The sequence below is a fragment of the Natrialba hulunbeirensis JCM 10989 genome, assembly GCF_000337575.1.
In the GTDB taxonomy this organism is placed as follows: Archaea; Halobacteriota; Halobacteria; order Halobacteriales; family Natrialbaceae; genus Natrialba; species Natrialba hulunbeirensis.
In genome coordinates this window covers 34,631-54,831 of sequence record NZ_AOIM01000039.1, presented here as the reverse complement: position 1 = coordinate 54,831, position 20,201 = coordinate 34,631, and the positions used below count along the sequence as shown (strand labels likewise).

General features: G+C 61.1%; 21 protein-coding genes and 1 pseudogene. 11 read left to right on the top strand and 11 right to left on the bottom strand.

Features of this window, described 5'->3' with window-relative positions; genetic code table 11:
- The first annotated feature begins 125 nt into the window (after positions 1-125).
- The 3 genes from C483_RS15575 to C483_RS20085 all read left to right on the top strand — a co-directional run bounded on the left by C483_RS15575 (position 126) and on the right by C483_RS20085 (position 2,341).
- The gene (locus C483_RS15575; protein ID WP_006654321.1) at positions 126-557 is read left to right on the top strand and encodes a methylated-DNA--[protein]-cysteine S-methyltransferase; all 432 of its coding nucleotides are present in this window, start codon (positions 126-128) and stop codon (positions 555-557) included.
- Between the two features lie 354 nt (positions 558-911).
- Complete coding sequence (locus tag C483_RS20090; protein ID WP_152419896.1) at positions 912-1,871, top strand: hypothetical protein; 960 nt, start codon at positions 912-914, stop codon at positions 1,869-1,871.
- A gap of 17 nt (positions 1,872-1,888) precedes the next feature.
- Positions 1,889-2,341, top strand: coding sequence for a hypothetical protein (locus C483_RS20085; protein ID WP_152419895.1), 453 nt, complete (start codon positions 1,889-1,891; stop codon positions 2,339-2,341).
- Positions 2,342-2,410: 69 nt separating this feature from the next.
- On the opposite strand, the gene C483_RS15560 is transcribed toward C483_RS20085, so the two are convergent.
- From C483_RS15560 to C483_RS15545, 4 genes are read right to left on the bottom strand one after another with little or no spacing between them, the layout of a single operon-like run.
- On the bottom strand, positions 2,411-2,839 hold the full coding sequence (locus C483_RS15560) for a VOC family protein (RefSeq protein WP_006654319.1): 429 nt from the start codon (positions 2,837-2,839) through the stop codon (positions 2,411-2,413).
- Positions 2,840-2,847: 8 nt separating this feature from the next.
- Positions 2,848-3,879 (bottom strand): ABC transporter substrate-binding protein, encoded by a 1,032-nt coding sequence (locus C483_RS15555; RefSeq protein ID WP_006654318.1) that lies wholly within the window; start codon positions 3,877-3,879, stop codon positions 2,848-2,850.
- Entirely contained in the window at positions 3,876-4,976 is a 1,101-nt protein-coding gene (locus C483_RS15550; RefSeq protein ID WP_006654317.1) for an ABC transporter substrate-binding protein, read from the bottom strand. Before C483_RS15550 ends, C483_RS15555 begins: the two co-directional genes overlap by 4 nt.
- On the bottom strand, positions 4,973-5,881 hold the full coding sequence (locus C483_RS15545; protein ID WP_006654316.1) for an ABC transporter substrate-binding protein: 909 nt from the start codon (positions 5,879-5,881) through the stop codon (positions 4,973-4,975). The genes C483_RS15550 and C483_RS15545 overlap by 4 nt, the downstream gene beginning before the upstream one ends.
- Before the next feature lie 142 nt (positions 5,882-6,023).
- On the opposite strand from C483_RS15545, the gene C483_RS15540 reads away from it, so the two are divergent.
- The gene (locus tag C483_RS15540) at positions 6,024-6,365 is read left to right on the top strand and encodes a cupin domain-containing protein (RefSeq protein ID WP_006654315.1); all 342 of its coding nucleotides are present in this window, start codon (positions 6,024-6,026) and stop codon (positions 6,363-6,365) included.
- Positions 6,366-6,393: 28 nt separating this feature from the next.
- Here the strand turns inward: C483_RS15540 and C483_RS15535 are convergent, their stop codons facing one another.
- From C483_RS15535 to C483_RS15520, 4 genes are all read right to left on the bottom strand, one after another.
- Entirely contained in the window at positions 6,394-7,302 is a 909-nt protein-coding gene (locus C483_RS15535) for a DMT family transporter (protein ID WP_049912822.1), read from the bottom strand.
- 90 nt (positions 7,303-7,392) lie between these two features.
- Entirely contained in the window at positions 7,393-8,022 is a 630-nt protein-coding gene (locus C483_RS15530) for a nitrous oxide reductase accessory protein NosL (RefSeq protein WP_049912820.1), read from the bottom strand.
- A 134-nt stretch (positions 8,023-8,156) separates the two neighbouring features.
- Positions 8,157-8,687, bottom strand: coding sequence for an SRPBCC family protein (locus C483_RS15525; protein ID WP_006654312.1), 531 nt, complete (start codon positions 8,685-8,687; stop codon positions 8,157-8,159).
- A gap of 115 nt (positions 8,688-8,802) precedes the next feature.
- Positions 8,803-9,807, bottom strand: coding sequence for a phosphate uptake regulator PhoU (locus tag C483_RS15520; RefSeq protein WP_006654311.1), 1,005 nt, complete (start codon positions 9,805-9,807; stop codon positions 8,803-8,805).
- 411 nt (positions 9,808-10,218) lie between these two features.
- Between C483_RS15520 and C483_RS15515 the strand changes: the two genes are divergently transcribed.
- The 5 genes from C483_RS15515 to C483_RS15495 all read left to right on the top strand — a co-directional run bounded on the left by C483_RS15515 (position 10,219) and on the right by C483_RS15495 (position 14,708).
- Positions 10,219-11,247: a PstS family phosphate ABC transporter substrate-binding protein gene (locus tag C483_RS15515; protein ID WP_006654310.1), complete on the top strand. Its 1,029-nt coding sequence runs from the start codon at positions 10,219-10,221 to the stop codon at positions 11,245-11,247.
- Positions 11,248-11,268: 21 nt separating this feature from the next.
- A complete protein-coding gene (gene pstC, locus C483_RS15510; RefSeq protein WP_006654309.1) occupies positions 11,269-12,270 on the top strand; it encodes a phosphate ABC transporter permease subunit PstC in 1,002 nt (333 codons plus the stop codon).
- Positions 12,267-13,253 (top strand): phosphate ABC transporter permease PstA, encoded by a 987-nt coding sequence (gene pstA, locus C483_RS15505; protein ID WP_006654308.1) that lies wholly within the window; start codon positions 12,267-12,269, stop codon positions 13,251-13,253. Before pstC ends, pstA begins: the two co-directional genes overlap by 4 nt.
- A gap of 97 nt (positions 13,254-13,350) precedes the next feature.
- Positions 13,351-14,010, top strand: coding sequence for a phosphate signaling complex protein PhoU (gene phoU / locus C483_RS15500; RefSeq protein WP_006654307.1), 660 nt, complete (start codon positions 13,351-13,353; stop codon positions 14,008-14,010).
- A gap of 314 nt (positions 14,011-14,324) precedes the next feature.
- Positions 14,325-14,708, top strand: a complete 384-nt coding sequence (locus C483_RS15495; protein WP_006654306.1) for a DUF7511 domain-containing protein — start codon at positions 14,325-14,327, stop codon at positions 14,706-14,708.
- A 171-nt stretch (positions 14,709-14,879) separates the two neighbouring features.
- On the opposite strand, the gene lrpA1 is transcribed toward C483_RS15495, so the two are convergent.
- Positions 14,880-15,308 (bottom strand): HTH-type transcriptional regulator LrpA1, encoded by a 429-nt coding sequence (gene lrpA1, locus C483_RS15490; RefSeq protein ID WP_006654305.1) that lies wholly within the window; start codon positions 15,306-15,308, stop codon positions 14,880-14,882.
- Between the two features lie 141 nt (positions 15,309-15,449).
- Between lrpA1 and C483_RS15485 the strand changes: the two genes are divergently transcribed.
- Positions 15,450-15,767 (top strand): hypothetical protein, encoded by a 318-nt coding sequence (locus C483_RS15485; protein WP_006654304.1) that lies wholly within the window; start codon positions 15,450-15,452, stop codon positions 15,765-15,767.
- A gap of 55 nt (positions 15,768-15,822) precedes the next feature.
- Positions 15,823-17,037 (top strand): annotated as a pseudogene (locus tag C483_RS21275) (LolA family protein).
- 208 nt (positions 17,038-17,245) lie between these two features.
- Here the strand turns inward: C483_RS21275 and C483_RS15475 are convergent.
- Both C483_RS15475 and C483_RS15470 read right to left on the bottom strand, forming a co-directional pair.
- A complete protein-coding gene (locus C483_RS15475; protein ID WP_006654303.1) occupies positions 17,246-18,181 on the bottom strand; it encodes a thiamine pyrophosphate-dependent enzyme in 936 nt (311 codons plus the stop codon).
- 9 nt (positions 18,182-18,190) lie between these two features.
- Positions 18,191-20,095, bottom strand: a complete 1,905-nt coding sequence (locus C483_RS15470) for a 2-oxoacid:acceptor oxidoreductase subunit alpha (protein WP_006654302.1) — start codon at positions 20,093-20,095, stop codon at positions 18,191-18,193.
- Positions 20,096-20,201 lie beyond the last annotated feature (106 nt).

The window sequence follows — 20,201 nt, the reverse complement described above, 5'->3', positions numbered from 1 at the left end:
CGACTGCCGCCAAAAGCACCGACGCGCAATCCAGCCGAGCGAGAACGGAGGTCACGGCTGGCTCCCCGCCGCAGCGACACTTATGCCCCAGAAAACCCAAGAGACGAAACGAGACGAGAGCACCGATGAACCTAGTACTACTCGACACCGAACTCGAGTTCGACGAGTCGGTCGTCGCCGAGTCGCCCGATGAGATCCGCACGCAGGTCCGGGAGTACGAGCGCGGCGATCGGCGCACGTTCGACCTCGACGTGACGTATCTCGACGGACTCACCGGCGACGTGATGGCCGCGATGGCGGCGATCCCCTACGGCGAGACGCGGACGTACGGTGACCTCGCAGCCGACCTCGAGACGAGCCCCGTCGCCGTCGGCCAGGCCTGCGGGCGCAACCCCGCCCCGATCGTCGTCCCCTGCCACCGCGTTGTCGGCAGCGACGGCGCGCTCACCGGCTACTCGGCGGCCGACGGTGTCACGACGAAACGGCGGTTACTCGAGTTCGAGGCGCGCGAGAGTGGGCGGGCGGTGCAGACGCGATTGCCGACGGAGCGATTCTAGACTTCCAGTACTGCCTCTTCGGGCAGGTGTGAGAAGGCTACCACGATCACAATACCTGTCACAAATACTATATTATCCCGATATGGGACTAAAATCATATAATAGGAACCTATGCGGCTAATTCTAAAACATTAACGACAAACCAAATCTTAATGGCACATGTAAATTGTACTCAACACACTTCATTTTAAGTATTAAACTGAACAAAATATTTATTATTGCTAGATACGACTATAGAATATGGTGAATAAAAATAGCCAACAAGAGAGCAGCTCTCGACCAACTGCGTCACGACGACGCCTTTGCCTGTCAGCAATCGTATCAGGATTGGGAATCTCTGGATTTTCACAGACAGTGGCGGCCGACAAAAATAGTCCTGAATCTGAGGACAGAAATCCGATCGCTCCACCACCGGGTGGCGGAGGAGGTAGCGACTTTGTGAATAACTGGGTGCTTAACGACGATGTCACTTATGCAGGCGGTGCCCAAGGATATTCGTCTCTCTCAGTTGGAGAATTAGAAGCAGAGGGTGCAGCATTGTTTGATTGGGATGAAATACCAATACGCACCTCTGGCCATGCTGTGACTTTTAATACTAATGATGAGATTGTAGACAATATCACATATACTGAACAAGGGATAACGTGGGATGAGGACTCTGCAGATGGTGCCAATTCTTTAGTATATGCTGAAGATGATAATGTCTTTATTGGAGCATACTATGAATATATTGATGGAGAAAGAATTGACCCGGTAACTAGTCTTATTTCCGCAGGAATTGGTGGTCTTCCACAAAGTAAGACACTCTCATTTTCAACATCTGTAATTGTTGATTCTCTTATTGGCTATATAGACACCGCATCTGGAAGTTCCGGACAATATTCTCGTGAGTGGGATTGGGGAGGACAAGAGCAAACAACTTGGTGGACAAACTACTTAGTTCGACTTGAACCTGGAGAGCAATTTACCTTCAACTTAAGTGATTCAATCAGTTTACTGGGCAATCCAAGTTCTATGCTTACTGGCGGCCAGTTTGAAGTGGAGATGCCAGACGAGATCGATTCCATCGGTGAAAAGATCGGGAAAGAGACAACGATTGAGGATCTTGATGAGGCAGGAGTAAAAGGACTTGATCTCCCAGAGATTTATGAAGGGCTTACGGCATATTCTGGAGGAGTCATTAAGGAAAACCCGGAGATGGTTCAAATGAGTTCAGAGAAAATAGCGCAACTCTCAGAGGAAGATGTTGTATATAGGTACCCAGCGAACATATCAAAGGTTAAAACATTGAAAAAACCATCTTGGGAGCAGTGATTTGCTATATGAATTATATGAGTGATATAAACCGACGTCAGTATTTCGCTACTGGATTAACTTGTGTCTTCGTTAGTGGGTCCGGATGTCTTAATCTACTTACTGATAATAGAGTTAAACCGACAAATGTCGTTGAGAAAATCTTTGATGCGCTAAATGAAGGGGATAAACGCACAGCGGAAAAATACATACATCCTATGTCAAATATCAGATTGGAGAGTATAGATGAAATGTTCTACGAGGAGAACGATGTATCTGTCATAAGCGCACTGGAAGGTGATGAAAATCATCTTCCCGAAGAGATCGTATCAGATGCGGATCGAACATGGATTGAGACATCCTTTCGAGTGAATAGCGAACGGGAGAGAGATGTATATGAACTCCACAGAGAGGAGAATACATGGCTGATGTATGAAGAGATAATGGAGAATTCGAAGGCATTTTCTCCCACACCTTTTCCCGACATTTGACAAATTATTGATATTAATGGAGGTATAAACAGAATATGGATATGTGTGGAAATATAGTATACTGCCCACTCAATTAATGCTATCATGTGTAAGCAATGGCCGCTCGCGCTCGCCCGCTGGCGACTCGTCGGTGATCACCTCGAGTAAGTTCCCGTCCGGATCGAGAAAGTAGAACCCCTCGAACTCGTCCCAGTCGTAGGGTCCTTGCTTCGGGAACTGCGTGCCGAGTTCACCCATTATCCGCTCGTACTCCTCGCGGTTGGTCTCGAAGGCGATATGGGCCTTATCGAGCGGGTGGTCCAGTCCGCGCTCGTCCCAGCCGTCGGCGCGGCCGGTTTCGGCCAGCGTGACGACGGTGTCGCCGACCTGGAACATGGCGTGGTCGCCTTTGAAATCCGAGGGCGGACGGCGAACCTCGAGTCCGAGTTCGTCGCGGTAGAACTCGTAGCAGGGGGTGAGATCGTCGACGTCGATGTTGATGTGGTCGACTGCGTGCATAGGTGGAGTCAGGTCCGCGGCTCTGCTTCCGTCTCTGTTGCCTTGCCGACACGCTCCGCGTAGTTTCCGATCACGTTGTCCTCGGTGTCGATGAACTCGTTCGTCCAGACCGCGTCGGGATCGATCTCGCCCTCGAGAAGGTCCGTCTCCGCGAGCGTCCGCCCGAGCGTCTGCCAGCGCTCGCCGTCGTGCAGTCCCCAGCCCTGTTCTCGAGTACGGTCGGTGAACTGAAGCTCGGTCGCCGCCGTTTCGAACTTGCGCTGCTCGACCGGGCGATTCCGCTCGAGTGTCGCGTTTCGTTCGACCAACACGTCGATCGCTCCGTCGGGGTCCGTCGTCGCAGCCGCCCAGCCGCGGGCCGTCGCCCGCAAGAACGAGCGGACCGTCTCGGGCTCCTCGCTGGCGAACTCGGGACTCGTGACGAGCATCATGCCGTAGACGCCGAGGTGGTCCCCGATCGGGAGTTCGTCGGCCTGCCGGTCGTGTTCGGCCTCGAGTTCGTAGCCGTTCGTCACGACGCCGACGGCGGCGTCGACGCGCCCGTCGAGTAGTTTGTGCTGGACTCGGTGGTGGGTGTGGTCGTCGACGCCGAGCAGGTCGACCTCGTCGCTGATGTCCTCGTCCTCGAGTAGCTGTGCGGTCAGAATTCTCGTCTTGGTCGCCGAGGGCGCGATGGTACAGCCCGCGAGCTGTGCGGGATCGGTCAGCGGCTCGCCGAACGCGTCCCGGAAGGTGTAGATCGCGGCCGGCGTCTTCCCGGTGACGGCGGCGACGGCAAGTGGATCGAGGCCACGACTCTGGATCGAGAGCACGGCGCTTGCGCCCGCGAGGGCGAACTCGGCGCGTCCCTTCGCGGCCTGCTCGGCGGCAAAGGGTGAGCCGTGACCCTCGACGAACCGCACGTCGAGCCCTTCGTCCTCGTAGAAGCCGCGGTCACGTGCGAGGAAGTAGGGGGCCTGGAAGCCGTTCGGTTCCCAGTTGAGCTGGAAGTCCACAGTCGTAGTTGTGGCGTCAGCCTGGTTTTTGTTTGCAGCCGTCATCGCGAGGACACCTCGAGTTGGAACAGATCGTCCGGAATGTGATCGACGCCGAGCGCCTCGGGTCCGGCGACGTCGAGCAGGTGGTCGAACAGCCGCTCCATCGCGTCGACCGTCTCGGCGTCCCAGTCGGTGACGACCATCTCGCGCCAGTGGTCCCGAATGCCCCGGACGACGGTCGGATCGTTCTCGTACATCAGTTGGTCGCCGAGTTCGTCCCAGAGGTCGTCGTCCGTCTGGAGTCGTTCGACGGCGTCCGCGTAGGCGCGCTTGAACCCCTGAATAGCCTCGGGATTTGCGGCCAGGTAGTCCTCGCTCGTGAGGAACGTCGAGATCGGTAGCGTCTGCTCGACACCCGACAGCTGCTGGACGAGATCGGCCATCGGCACCGCCTCGCGGTAGGGGCCGGTCTCGACGATTTCGGGGATGATCTGCCAGAACTGGAGGGCCGCGTCGACGTCGCCGTCGCGCAGCATTTGGGTCAGTCCCACCTTCGAGCCAGCCTCGACCGACGTGGCCTCGTCCTCAGGGTCGAAGCCGTGGAACTCGCGGCAGGCAGCCCGCGTGAGAATCCAGTTTTTGTCGAGACGGCGGACGACGCCGACCCGGTGGCCGGGAAGGTCCGAAATATCCTCGATCGGCGACTCCTCCGGGACGACGAGTCCGCCGACGGTCCGTCCGTAGGGATGGAACGCGACGATCGGTGCACCGTTCGCCCGCTCGCGTGCCGTCGAGATGTAGTCGATGTCGATCAGGTCCGCATCCCCGCCGTGGAGTTTGGCCTCGACGGTTTCTAAGCCGTCCTCGAGTTCGTCCGAGACGAGTTCGACGTCTAAGTGGAAGCCGTGGTCGTGGTCGAAGCCGAACCGCTTGATGGTGTAGAGCATGTAGCGGGGGCTTCCGTTGTGTTCGAAGCGGGCGCGGAGGACGGGGCGGCCGTCGCGGTCACGGTCACGGTCACGGTCACGGTCACCGTCGGTGTCTGCACGGTCCGCGCGCTCCGAACTATCGTGTAACTCGTCCAGCGCCGCTTGCTGGGTCTCGATGTCCATTGCTGTGCCTGCATCGGTATCAGTATCGGTATCGGTGTCGGTACTCATTGCTTCGAAGGTGCCACCATCGTCCCAATCTCCGCCTCGCTGTCGATCAACTCCCGATCCTTCATCCACTCGAGTTCCCCGTCCAGTTCGGACGGCTCCGCGAACTCGGGCACCTCGTACTCGGGCACCCGAACTGACTCGCGGATCGCCTCGAGGTCCACGTCTGCGAAGAGGTCCGGCGCGACCTCCGCGTCGGACTCGAGCATCGCGAGATACTCGTCCCGAAACGCCTGCGGGTCGTCGTTGATCGCATCCACGGCACGCTCGTAGGCGCGCATGAACGCGTCGAGGTCGTCTTCGGCGAGGCTGTCGCCAGCCACGACGCCGATGTGATTCTCGAACTCGAGTACCCGCTGGAAGCCGAGGTGTTCGGCGAGCGTGCTGTGGGGGTCGAGCAGCGTTACAGCGTCCACCTCGCCGTCTCGAAGCGCCTGCAGGCGATCGGTCGGCATCCCGTGGTGGGCGAGTTCTATTTCGTCCGGATCGAGGTGCTCCTCGAGTGCTTTGACGGCGGTGTACTCCTGACCGGTGCGGCGGTTGACGCCGACGGGGACGCCGGCGAGGTCGGTCGGTGACTCGATGTCAGTTTCTGGTCGCGTATAGAGCGTGTAGGGCAGGTCGGCGAACGCCCCGTGGGCGACGATTGTCCCGTCGTCGAGCGACCAGGTTCGGCGTAGACTCTCCCATTTACAGACCGGGTAGAGGTCCACATCGCCGTCACCAGTTAGGGTCCAGTCTGCCGGCACGTACTTCCAGTCTACCTGCCGCCGGTCTCGTTCGAAGAGGTCGACCGTGAGTCCTTCCGCCTCGAAGTAGCCCCGCTCGGCTGCCACCCGCTGTGGCAGCATGAACGAGAAGGGCAGGTGAAAGACCCGGATCCCGTCACATGTGTCACTCTGTGCCATGCAATACACTGCACGATAACGGTCGGCATAAAACGTTTCTAGGAATCCTTTATACGCCCGTTGGCGGCGGATACAGTCATCAGATCCTGAAACAAGATTCACGTATCGGACCGGTGAAGTGACGGTACTGGTGACTGGTGACATGGACCATAGACAGACGGGCGACGTTGTCACCGAGGAGGTCGCAGACGGCGTCTTTCTCGGGACGCTCTCGATGGGCGAGCGCGCGAGCATGAAGTACTGGCAAATCGACCCGGGCGCGTCGTTGCCGACGCACGAACACGAGCACGAACAGATCGGCTACGTCCTCTCGGGAACACTGACAGCGATCCTCGAGGACGAGGAGATCCTCCTCGAGGAAGGCGACGCCTACAGGTTCCCGAGCAACGAGTATCACGGGGCTGAAAATCGAAGTGACGAGCCGGCGGTTGGGTTGGGCGTGCTCGCACCGCCGCGGGATCGGCCGGAGTGGCGAGACCGGTAGGAACGGGCAGGTTCTGAGATCTGCAAACTCAGTCAGTCTCCGGCCGTCGCCGTCGCTCGCGCTCGATCGTCGTCACGTAGATCCCCGCGAGCACGATCAGGCCGCCAACAACCGTAATCGCGTCCGGAACCTCCCGTAGCAGCGCCAACGCGAGCAGCGTCGCTCCGACGGGTTCGCCGAGCCAGGCCACGCTGACGACGACCGACTCGAGATGCTTGAGCACCCAGTTGACGATCGTGTGGCCGAAGATGCCGGGGCCGATCGCCATCCCGAGGAAGAGCAGCCACTCCCGCGGCGGGTAGGCGACGATATCGTGGCCCTGCGCGCCGACGAGGAGCAAGAGTGTCACCGCACAGGCGGTGTAGACGACGGTGACGTAGGGAAACAGCGAGACGCGCTGGCGGATCGACCGCCCGGCGAGTACGTAGCCCGCGACGGTGATCGCACCCAGAATGGCGAGTGCGTTGCCGTACATCGTCGCATCCGAAATCGGGGCCTCACCCGCGTCGCCGAGCGACATCGCGGCCGCGCCGATCATCGCGATGACGATGCCGATCACCGTCTCCCGGTTGACCCGTTCGCCGAGGACGAGCGCCGCACCGATGGCGACGAAGATCGGTTGGGTCTGAACCAACGTCACGCTCGCGGCGACACTCGTGTGATTCAGACTCTCGAACCAGGCCGCAAAGTGGACCGCGAGCGCGATTCCGGCGATGATCGCGAAGCCGAGATCGTTCCGCGAGAGGCGGCCGAACTCGTCGCGATACCAGTAGAGGGCGATGGGCGCGACGATCACGGTAGTAAAGAGCACGCGGTAGAAGGCCGCGACCGAACTGGGTGCGTGGCTCCAGCGGACCAGAATGGCGCTGGTACTCGCGGCGAAGATAGCGAACGCGAGCGCGGCGTACGGCGTCACCTCGAGGTCCGACCTGTTCACGTCGTCCACTCATCCGCACGAAGGCACTAAACCAGTTGTGAAAGCTGAACGGGCTGCCGGTTACGCCTCGCCGCGTTGTGCTACGGTGCGTTAGGAGTCGCCGGCGTCCTCGTCCGGAACGGTCCGGTAAATTTCAGCAACGTCCCGGTCGATGTCGGGAAACTCGATGATGTCGTCCTCGGAAAGTTCCTCGCCATCCCACTCGTCCAGGTAGTCGACCGCATCTTCGTGGTCTGCGAACGGCCGCGGGTTGAGTCCCATCGTCTCGCCGCTCACCGCGTCCTCGTTGGTGACGACGACGAAGTGAGCCTCGGTCGCGTCGATCAGGTCACCGGTTTCGAAATCCGTCGTCCAGGCTCCCTCGACCGGCGAATCGACCGGCGGTGCGGCAACGTAGGCAGCCATACAGCCGGGCGTATCGAACACCGCGCCCTCTCCGTTCTCGTGGGCTAGCTGGCTCTGCCAGGCCGGGTAATCCGCCGGCGTCATGTTACACACCGCGCAGTTCTGGTCGTCCGTGAACTCGAGCGGCTCGCCGCCGCCGTGCTCGATCACTCGCGCCTCGTAGGGGTGGCGGTCGTTGCCGTTTTCGTCCGGCTCGTCGGCATCACCGAAGCCGCCAAGACAGCCGGCGAGACCCACGGAAGCGCCCGTACCTAGCGATCCGAGCACCGTCCGCCGTGCGAACGCGTCGTCTACACGGTCCGCGCGATCAGTCATGTACGGGCGTACTCGGTGGGCGCTCAAAACGACCGTGGTTCGATTCTCGATTTCCGAGTTCTGACTCTTGGATCGCTGACCCATGGATCCGGACTACCAGCTCCCTCTCCTCTACTAAACCACGCACGCCGATCTCACACTTGCCTCCGTTCTACCATCTCGTTCCGGTGATCGCTCTCGAGTACCCGTCTCGTCTCACGATGGCGCTGGCGAAACATCCCCTCGAAGCCGACGACCGAAACCGGCGTCGCGAGCGTTCCGAGCGGGCCGAACGGGAGCCGGTAGTCCACGCGGTCGATGATCGTCGTCTCCTCGTCATTGCCGGCGAACGTGTGGCTGTGCTCCCAGTGCTCGACCGGGCCGTCGACCATCGTATCTCGGAACCGTGCAATGTCGTCCCCGCGCGTTCGCTCGATGATCCGCGAAGTCCAGTGCTGGCGCGGTCCGTGTCCGAACGGCTGGAGTGACAGGGCAATCTCGGTGCCGGCCTCGAGGATCACTGAGTGTGGATCTTTCCGCCGCTCGCCGTCCGAACCGATCACCGCCTCGACGCGCAGTCCGAGCCAGTCCGGCGTCAACGCCTCGAGCCCCGCGACGGTGCTGTGGAATTTCCAGACGGACTCGAGTGGTGCCTGGACAGTCGTTCGGCGCTCGTAGGTGGCCATGGCAGTCGGTACGTCGTCCAGCACGAAACCGCTGTGGGCGACCGGCGGGCTTGAGTGACGGACCTACAGCCGCGAACACACCCTACACCTGCGGACATCTACAGCCACGAACACCCTACACCCGCGACGGCCGCGGCGCCGCCTTCTGCAACGCCGTCTCCGCAATATTCCCACCGTAATCCGCACTCCGCGAGAGCGAATCCAGAATCAGTCCCAGCGACTGCGCCTGTACCGGCTCGAGTTCCCGCAGCATATCGTCGATCGTTCGCGTATGCTCGTCGATCGCCAGCACCGACTCGAGTGCAGCGTGGCCCAGTTCGGTCGCCGTCTCACTCTCGTCGGCGAACAGGGCATCCATCGCCTGCTCCAGAATCGTCGCCGCATCCTCGTGGAGCGCACACAGTGCATCCGCCACGTCCGCCGGAATTTCGTCGAGCTTGCGTGCGAGCTGCGCAATCTTCACCGCGTGGTCGGCCACCCGCTCGAGCTGGCGGGCACTCGAGTGGAAGTCGAAGCAGTCCTCGCGGGAGACGCCGAGGCCCTCGGCCGCGCGAGGAGAGCGAAGCGTCGCGCGGAAGATACGTGCGACGACGAGAAAGAGGCGGTCGATGTCGTCGTCGCGTTCGATCACGTCGGTAGCCATCTCGTCGTCGTTTTCGACGAGGGCGGTGACCGCATCCGCGAGCATGGAGGTGGCGATGAGACGCATGCGCGAGATTGCGTTGCTGATCGACAGCTCCGCGGAGTCGAGCAGATCCTGGACGACGACGCAACCGGCTTCTTCTTCGACGACTTCGACGCCGACGAGTCCCTGGACCGCGGTCCGAATGGCGCGGCGCTGGTCCGTCGTGATCCGGCCGGCCTCGAGTCTGATGATGTCGAAACCGCTGACGTACATCGACAGCACGGCCCGAGTCAGCCGCTCGCCCTCGAGTGTAGCGATATCGAGTGTTCCTTCCTGATGGTCGGCCGCCCGCTGGGGCGTGACCAGCAACGTATCTGCATCCGAGTAGAGTTCGACGACCGCTCCGCTGCTGATCTCGTTCTCGAGTGCCCACCCTTTGGGTAGCGACACCGTGTACGTGGATCCGCCGGTCACCTGCACCTTCCGAGTCTCCATACTGGCCGCTTCTGACGCGAGACCATAAACCTGACCTTGTCTATATAGATATTGCAATTGTTGGCTACAGAGAACGCTGTTGAGAGTATAGAGAACTATAGAATATGGAGCTGTCCATAGATGTACGTTCGGCAACCGAGACAGCGGTACTGATCTGTGCCTGACTGAGATACGTCGGATGGATGGGTCAATAGCCTCTGCAAAGACCCTAACAATCCACAGTGTCCTGATTCTGGACCGTTCGTTTCTGTCCCATTGGTCGGCAGAGAGTCGGCGTGTTCGCCACGTCTGCGTCACTGTCTCCGTTTCGCCCGCGGTCTATAGTCCGGTACATAGGTGACTAATTAGATACTGTCTGGAGTATATAGCAATTAGCATCGTCTTTATACAGCTATTGCGACGATTCAGGTGATGACGGACAAAACGTCCGAAACCGGTCGCACAGGGGTTCTATCACGACGGCACGTTCTCGCAGGCGCGGGGATCGGTGCCGTTGCGGGACTCGCTGGCTGTCTAGGGAGCGGCGAAGCGGGCGAACTGTCGGGGACGATCGACGCCTCCGGTTCGAACACGGTGGCACCGATCACCGCCTGGGCGGGCGAACAGTTCACGAACGAGTACCGAGACGTACTCGTCGACGTCGCACCGGAGGGAACGGGTGCCGGATTCCAGGAGTTCTGTCAGCAGAATTCCGACATACAGAGTGCGAGCCGGCAGATTACCGAAGAGGAAGTCGATCTCTGTGACGACAACGACGTCGAGTACGGCTTCCTCGAGGTCGGCCTCGATGGCCTCGCAGTCGTGAAAAACAGCGAGAACGACTGGGTCGACGAGATCACGCTCGACGAACTCCAGCAGGTCTGGGCGTTCGAGTCCGACGTCGACACCTGGAGTGACATTCGGTCTGAGTGGCCGGACGAGGAAATCGACCTGCACGCCCGAGACAGCGCCTCCGGGACGTTCGACTACTTCACGCGCGAAATCAACGGCACAATGGGCGACATCCGGGACGGCTATTCCGCGACCAGCCAGACGAACGAGATCATGAACGCGGTCGCGGGCACCACACACGCCTTCGGGTGGGGTGGACTCGGATACCTGCGAGACATCGAAGACGAGCAGCCGATCGAGGCCGTGCCGGTCGAAAGCGACGCCGACGGCGAGTTCTACCTGCCCACGCAGGAGAACATCGAAGAGGGGCTGTACTCGCCGCTCGCCCGTCCGCTCTTCGTGTTCGTCAACCTCGAAAGCTTAGACGAGCGTCCCGACGTGATCGGCTCGTTCGCCCGCTTTTTCGTCAACAACCAGCACGAGTTCGCTCGCGAGGCTGGCTACTACGCGACCACGGACGACGTGCAGTCGGCAAACCACGAGAAGATCGACGACTGGCTGGATCAAGCCGGCAGTTCGCCGGACGACCTCACCGTCCAGCGCGACTAACACGGGTCACTGCCAGACACAATGCGCACTGACACCAACACCGACACATCGTCACCGTTCACCGGCGGTGGACAGACGCGACAGGATCAGACGGCAAACCGACGTGCCCGGCGGGCGCTTTTCGGCTGTGCCCTCGTGACGATCCTGACGACGCTCGCGATTTTCGTCGTGCTGATCGACAACGCGGCGAGTTACTTCTTCGGTGCCCGTATCACCGAGCTGCTCGCCGGCGCGTCGCTCTCACAGGAGGTCACGTTCACCGAGTTCTTCACCGGCACCCGCTGGGCACCCGACCACGCGACGCCGGCCCACGGCATCGTCCCGATCGTCTACGGCACCCTCGTCATCACGGTCGGCGCGGCGTTCGTCTCGATCCCGATCGGCACCGCGACCGCGATCTACCTCTCGGAGTACGCCTCCGACGGCGTCCGCGCGAAACTCAAACCGACGCTCGAGATCCTCGCCGGCATCCCGACGATCGTCTACGGCTACTTCGCGGTCGCGTTCATCAACCCAGTCGTCCTGGATCCGCTCGCAGACGCCGTGTTCGGCGTCTCCCTCGGCCACTACAGCATGCTCTCGGGTATGCTCGTCGTCGGCATCATGACGATCCCGATGGTCTCCTCGATCAGCGAGGACTCCATGTCGGCGGTCCCCGACTCGCTTCGCAACGGCGCGTACGCCCTCGGCGCGACTCGCCTCGACGTCTCGACGCGGATCGTGCTCCCGGCCTCGATCTCGGGCATCCTCGCGTCCTACATCCTCGCCGTCTCTCGCGCCATCGGCGAGACGATGGCCGTCACGCTGGCCGCCGGCGCGAACGCCCAGCTCACCGCCAACCCGTTCGACGAGATCATGACGATGACCGCGTACATGGTGAAGATGGCCCAGGGAACCTCTGCCGTCGGCACCGTCGAGTACCAGAGCCTGTTCGCCGTCGGCCTGGTGCTGTTCCTCATGACTCTCGCGATGAACCTGCTCAACGACTGGTTCAAACGCCGCTTCCAGGAGGAGTACCGATGAGCAGCGACACAGGGACTGAGACTGAGACGAGCCGCCCGTCACGTTCTGGCTTGAGCGACTCAGCGTCTTCCGGTCCCGGCCCGACCCCTCCCGACACACCAACCGGCCTCCTCACCGGCTCCGACCTCGAGTACGAACACCTGAAGAACCGCCTCTTTCACGGCGTGCTCGTCGCCGCATCGCTGTTCGGCGTCGTCATGCTGGCGCTGCTGGTGCTCGACGTCGCGACCGACTTCTACGTCGGGCTCACGACCTACGAGGTCAGCCTCGTCGACTTCGTCACGCGGGACGGCTCCCAGCAGGCGGAGCTGGCCGGCTTCAGGGGCGCGATCGTCGCCTCCGTCATCCTGATGCTCCTGACGACGATTCTCTCGTTCGTTGTCGGCGTCGGAACGGCGATCTATCTCGAGGAGTACGCACCGGACAACCGCATCACGCGGCTCATCGAGGCGAACCTGGCGAACCTCGCGGGCGTTCCATCGATCGTCTACGGCCTGCTCGCGCTGGCTGCGTTCGTCAACGGCATCGGGTTGGGTCCGATCCTGCTCGCCGGTTCGATCGGCCTCGGCCTGCTGGTCATGCCGATCATCATCGTCTCGAGTCAGGAGGCGCTGCGGGCGGTTCCCGACGGCGTTAGAAACGGTTCCTACGCGACCGGGGCGACGGAGTGGCAGACGATTCGGCAGGTGGTGCTTCCGGCTGCGATGCCAGGGATTCTGACGGGCACAATCCTGGCGCTGGCTCGCGCGATCGGTGAGACGGCCCCGCTGATCATGGTCGGTGCGCTGTTCACCAACCGACTCCCGCTCGGCCCGTTCGACCGGTTCAGCGCCATGCCGACTCAGATCTACATCTGGGCACAGCAACCGAGTCAACACTTCGTGCATCTCGCGGCCGTCGGCATCGTGGTTCTGCTCGCGTTTATGCTGACGATGAACGCGATTGCGCTCGTGTTGCGCTCGCGCTACGAAACGGAGTATTGAGCACGGAATTGCGAGCGGTAGTGCGGAGAACCACACACCGTACCATACCAACACCACACGACCACACTACGTCACACCCACACCAACCATCCACACAATGTCCAGACACACCTACCAGGAGCAACTCGAGTCCCTTCGCGCTGACGTGCTCGCGATGAGCGACCTCGTCTGCGATCGACTCGAGCAGGCACTCGAGGCGTACGAGACGAAAGACGGGAAACTCGCCGAGCGAGTAATCACAGGCGACCACGAGATCAACCAGTTGTACCTCGATCTCGAACGAGACTGCATCGACCTGTTCGCCCTGCAACAGCCCGTTGCGAGCGACCTCCGGTTCGTCGCGGCCTCGTTCAAAATCATCACGGATCTCGAGCGGATCGCCGACCTCGCGACGAACCTCGGTACCTATACCCGGCAGGCTGTCCGCGATCGCTACTCCGACATCGACATCGGCTACATCGGCGAACGCGTCATCGAGTTGGTCTCGGACGCGATGGACGCCTACGCGAGCGACGACGCGGCTGCAACCCACGACATTGCTGCCCGCGATGACGGGATCGACGAGCTCTGCGAAGGCGCGAGCGAGATCGTCGTCCGAAGCCTACTCGATACTGAAGCAGGTGACGACGCGCTACTCGAGGACGTCTCTCGGATGTTGCTCACGATCCGCGATCTGGAACGGATCGGCGACCACGCGGTCAATATCGCCGCACGGACGCTGTATATGGTCGAAAACGACGACGAACTGATCTACTGACGCGACTGCTCGTAGTCGTCGTTTCGCTCTCGTTTTTCGCTTCCGTTCTTTATACTCCGGACCTATCCTCACTCTCGCACCCACTCTCACTTCCAGCACCCACACTCCGATCTCGTTCCTTCCGTCACCCACTGCCGAACGAACACTCCGTTTGGTCCGACCTCTACCGCTACCCAGTGCTCAATAGTCGCCACGAACCCACAATACACCAACTAGAAGCGGCTTTGAGCCGCGTCGGCATCCATCACTCTGTCTGCATCGACACGAACCGCGACACGAACCGCAATACGAGAGACAAACCACCAAACGCCACCATGACAAACAGTCACCGCGAGCGAAACGGCGAGCGCATCACCGACACTGATACTGAACCTGGCACCGACTCAGCGTCCAAATCCACATCTACAACCAATCCCAGACTCAATCCCGAACACGACGAGAGCCACAATCGACAACGATCAAACGCCCGCGTCCTCACCGGCTCCCCACCATCAGCAGCTTCCACTGCACACACGTCCTCGACCGACGATGCACTCGAGTCCAATCCCAGCGCAGCACTGGAGCGAATCGTCGTCCAGTACGAAGACGAGCCGAACCGGTGGACGCTCGTACCACAGGAGCGGACAGCTGACGAGCGACTGACGGCGTGGCTCTCGGCGGACGAGGACGTCTTCATCGATCGCTCGGCAATGCGGTAGTCCTGGACGTTCCCACTCCACAGGGGTCGTACCGCTCAGCGACTCGGCGATCTGAGAACGGGTGCAGGTCGAGGCCAAAACCGAGACCGAGGCCGAGGTCAACGTCGAAACCGAGTACCCTGCGGTCGGTATCGTCCGCTCGTCGCGTTCGGGGTGACCCAGACGTGAGACTTACTTGAGTCGCTCCTGCAAGAACGATGGGTGTGCTGCCGTCACACCGTCGATTTCGAGCATCTCCTCTGAGATAAACTCGCCGAGTTCGTCGCCGTCCGCGGCGCGCACCTCCGCCATCAGCATGTGGTCACCACTCGAGCTGTACAGCGCTTCGATCTCCGGCAGCCCCTTGAGCGCCTTCGTCGCCTCGACGTAGCGTTCGCTCGCCACATCGAGTCCAACCAGCGCGATGGTCTTACTCGAGAGCTTCTTCGGATCGATGTCGGCCGAGTAGCCGACGATGACGCCGTCGTCCTCGAGTTGGTTGATGTACTTTCTAACCGTTGGTTTCGAGACGTCAGCCCGGTCGGCAATCTCGGCGTAGGACGCCTGGGCGTCCTGCTCGAGAACCTCCAGGATTCGATCTTCCGTCGCCTGGGTACTCATGTGCGATACTTTTGCTCGGATGGGAAAATATCTTTTGTATACGAAAAAGGTCGGATAGGCTAGCGATAGGGGGGTCAGAGCGGGCGCTCAGACGGCGTATCGTCGGGTTTATTCGGGTGCTGTTCGGACCCTCACCAACGAATGGTCGATCCGAACGTCATCGCCGCTGCGGTCTGGTACGTCTGCGGAGGGTTGATCCTGTATCTCGGCTACCTCATCGCGGTCCGTGGCCGTGCCGACCTCCACGCAGAGTACGACGAGTCGGTCGATCCGGCGTACGTCTCCCGCTGGGCTGGCGGCACTGCGCTCGTGATGGGCGGCCTCGTCGTCGCCTACGCGACCCACCAGTTGCTGTACGGCTTCGACCCGTTCATGCTCGGGGCCCTCATCGTTGCGCTGCTCGTGTTGAGTTACGTCACGAAACTGTTCGCACGCGGGTACGGGTATCGCGGTGAGTAAGTGCGTGCGGTGATCCATCGGTGCGCTAATAGGTGACGCGCTTCAACGAACGTGTATGTCCCCTCCAGCAGACGGTCGGGTACCTACTCGCCACTATCTGGTGGTCGTTCTCGTTCCGCTTCTGGTTCTTCTCGCAGGCTGTACGGGGCCGCTCGCTGACGAGCTCTCCGCGAGTGATCTCGAAACGGAGTTCGAGGAGACCGACCCACCTGCCGAGGTGAGTGCAACCGTCGAAATCCGCGAAGAAATCGACGGCGACGTTCGCGAACGCACAGAGGAGGTCTGGCTGCGCGACGATGGTGCCGTCCGAATCGATCCGGTCAGCGATTCGACCGACGATCCGGGTACGCTCACCGTCAGCGACGGCGAAACCCGTTGGTACTACGACAACGCCACCGGTTCGACGACGGCAATCGAAGTCGACCCCGACGCGTCGTCGTGGCTCGAGGGTCTCTACGACCAACAGGAGCGCTACCTCGCGGCGTACGACGTCGCCGACGCGGTGGAGACAACTGTCGAGGACCGCGACAGCTACCACCTCACGTTCGAGCCACCGGCGAACGAAACCGTCGACCAGTCCGTCTCTATTCTCGTCGGCGAAACCGCCTACGAACTCCCGCTCTCGACCACTGAGGAGCCATCGGAACTGGGCGTCGACCGCGTCGAGGTCTGGCTCGACCAGGAGACGTTGTTCCCGGTCAAACACCAGATCGCAGGCGACGACCTGCTTCTCGAGACGACCTACACGGATCTCACCGTCGACGAGGAATTCGACGACGACCTGTTCGAGTTTACGCCGCCCGCTGAAAGCGATGATGAGAGCGGCCCTCAGAGCGAGGGTGAGACCGAGCCGTCGCCTACCTGTCTCTTATACACATCTCTGAGCGGNAGATGTGTATAAGAGACAGATGCCGAGGAGACCGTTCCGTTCGCAGTCGCAGAACCCCGTCCGAGTACACTCCCCGACGACGTCGTCTTCGACGGCGTCACGAGTTACGAGTTCCCCGACGAAGACCGCACGCAGGTCTCTCTCTTCTACCGAAGCGAGACCGAGGGCACAGTGTCGGTCACGACGAGCGATGGTCCGCGAGAATTCGCGACGAACGGACACGAGGTCCCCGTCGGAGACGCCACCGGCTCACTCGAACAGACTCCACAGGGAACGGAACTGCAGTGGTCCTGTGACGAGCAGTACTACTCTATCTACGCCGATCACGAATTCGGTGACGACACTGCATTCGAGATCGGCCAGCAACTCGGCTGTCCCTGACACAACTGTTTAGGTTTGTGCCTTGTACGACCTACTCTCCTTGTACGGCATCTCCGACTGACTGGACTCGCGTACTCGAGTAGCCTGTCGTCTCGCGCACCTGAACAGCTGTTGCTCGGTGGTGTACGGTGGATACGAAAAAACGAACTTGAGTACCTCTCTGCTGTCCGAATCAAAACCCGACCAGACGGCTCGCTTAGTTGCCGGGTTATTTGTGCCGGTCGAGCAGGTCGTAGCTGCGTTCCCACTCGGTGTCGTCGTCGAAGTACCGCTCTGCGAGCGGCTGGTCGGGCAGTTCGCCGACTGCCTTCTTCTCCTGCGTGTAGGATGGGCGGTCTTCCTCGACGTAGTACCGGCCGGTGAGGACAGTGCCCTCGTTGAGCACGTCTTCGGTCTCGCGCATCATTTCAGCGGCTTCGGCTCGGTCGTGGATGTCGAAGTCGTAGTCGTCGGACTCCTGGACGTCGATGTAGGGGACGTACTGACGTGCGTCCTTGTTCCAGGTCGGACACTGGGTCAGGAAGTCGATGTGGGCGAAACCGTCGTGTTCGATGGCCTCCTTGATGATCTCCTTGGCCTGGTTCGGGTTGACTGCGGCCGTGCGGGCGACGTAGCTCGCGCCGGCGTTGAGCGACATCGATAGCGGGCGAAGCGGCGTCTTCGCGCTGCCGGATGGCTGGGTCTTCGACTTGTGGCCCTTGGGGCTGGTCGGGGAGGTCTGGCCCTTCGTCAGCCCGAAGATCTCGTTGTTGAACACGATGTAGGTCATGTCGTGGTTCTCGCGGGCCGAGTGGATGAAGTGGTTGCCACCGATCCCGTAGCCGTCGCCGTCTCCGCCGGCGGCGACGACCTCGAGGTCGGGGTTGGCCAGTTTGGCGGCGCGAGCGACGGGCAGCGAACGGCCGTGAATCGTGTGGAAGCCGTACGTATCGAGGTAGCTGTTCAGTTTGCCCGAACAGCCGATCCCGGTGACGGTCAGCACTTCCTCGGGGGTCTTGCCGACCTCCGGGAGGGCCTGCTTCAGCGCCTTCAGGACGCCGAAGTCGCCACAGCCCGGACACCAGGTCGGCTGCGGTTCGACACCGGGGGTGTACTCGTCCCGGTCGATCTCTCGTTCGTCTCCGATTGCGTTGAAAGCACTCATGGGTCTGTGTTAGTCACCTGCAGCGGGTTCGATTCGGACCTGTGCGGTCGGTTCGCGCTCTTCCTCGGCAACGTTGACCTCGTAGCCCTCGACGATCTCGGCGGGCTCGAACGGGTTGCCGTTGTACTTGAGGAGGCTGGTGAGCTTCTCGCCGAAGCGGCCCAGTTCCTTCTGCAGCAGGCCGCGGAACTGCGCGCTGGCGTTCATTTCGACGACCATCGCCTCGTCGACGCTCTCCAGGAACGCCGTCACTTCCTGTTCTGGGAACGGCATCATGTCCGAGACGCTGAGGCCGCGGACGGAGTGACCGTCCGCGTTCAGACGATCGACGGCTTCCTCGACGGCACCCTGGCTCGATCCCCAGGTGATGATACCGTACTCGGCATCTTCCTCGCCGAAGTAGGTCTGTGTCGAGTCGCGTTCCTCGTTGAGTTCGGTCCGGATCGCCTCGAGCTTCTCGAGACGCCGGTCCATCTGGGCGACGCGGTTGTCTGGGTCCTCGCTGATGTGGCCGACTGGACTGTGCTCGTTCCCGGTTGCGAGGTAGCGCCCGTTCTTCTGGCCGGGCAGCGAGCGCGGTGCAACGCCGTCCTCGGCGTCCTCGTAGTTGAAGCGCTTGAACTTCCCGGAGTTGTCGTGTGCGGCCTCCTTCAGCTCTTCCTCGGTCAGCGTCGAGCCGAGGTCAGGCGACGGCTCGCGGTCGAAGAACTCGACGTCGACGTTCTTGTTCTCGCCGGAGAGCTTCTGGTCGTAGATGAGCATGACTGGGATCTGGTAGTCCCACGCGATGTCGAACGCGAGACGGGTCTGCTCGTAGGCCTCCTCGATGTTCCCTGGCGCGAAGACGACGCGCTGGGAGTCGCCCTGGCTGGTGTAGAGGACGTGTTCGAGGTCGGCCTGCTCTGGCTTCGTCGGCATCCCGGTCGACGGACCGGCACGCATCGACTCGACGAGCACCAGCGGCGTCTCGGTCATCTCGGCGAGACCGAGCGGTTCGCTCATCAGCGCGAAGCCACCGCCCGAGGAACCGGACATGGCCTTCACGCCGGCGTGGCTGGCACCGACGGCCAGCGCAGCGGCAGCGATCTCGTCTTCGACCTGCTCGGAGATCCCGCCCATATCTGGGAAGTTCTGGCTGAGGATGGTAAACACGTCCGTCCACGGCGTCATCGGGTAGCCGGCGATGAAGCGACAGCCGGCGTCGATCGCACCGTAGGCGATCGCGTTCGAGCCCGACAGCAGCGCTTGCTCAGTGTCGTGTTCGCCCGTTGGGACGCGAAGGTCGTGTTCGAACTCGTACTCCTCGTTGACGTCCTCGTAGGCCTCGTGGAGAATGTCCAGGTTCGCCTCGAGTACGTCGCCGCCCATGGCGTCCGACATGAGGTCCTCGATGTGCTCGAGGTCCATATCGAGCAGCGCGGCGGTCGCGCCGACGCCGGCGGTGTTGCGCATGACTTCGCGGCCGTGTTCCTTGGCGAGGCCGCGCAGGTCGAGCGGGAAGACGTGCCAGTCGTTTTCCTCGGCGCGTTCGTCCAGGTTGAGCGCCTCGACGTCGTCCTCGCTGACGAGACCCTCGTCGTAGATGATGACACCGCCCTCGCGGAGTTCGTCCAGGTTCTCCGAGAGGGGCTTGATCTCCTCGTTGCCGTAGTAGGCCTCTTCCTGCGGGTTGCGGGCGAAGGAGTCACCCAGCGCGAGCAGGAAGTTGTAGCCATCCCCACGTGACTGTACCTCGTGTTCTGCGGCTCGGATCTCGACGTACGTGTGGCCGCCCCGGATCCGCGATGGATAGTGGCGGTGGGTAAATACGTTGAGCCCCGAACGCATCAGCGCTTTTGCGAAGTTCTGACTCGTCGAGTCGATCCCGTCACCGGAACCCCCTGCGATTCGCCAGATAAGTTCGTCGTCGCTCATAGTAAATCAGTGGCCGGTGGGCCAACCGTAGCGGAGATTTGCCCCACTTGCCCTAAAGCCTTTGCTATAGATTACCAAGGATCTATCGTGAAGAATCCATACTCGG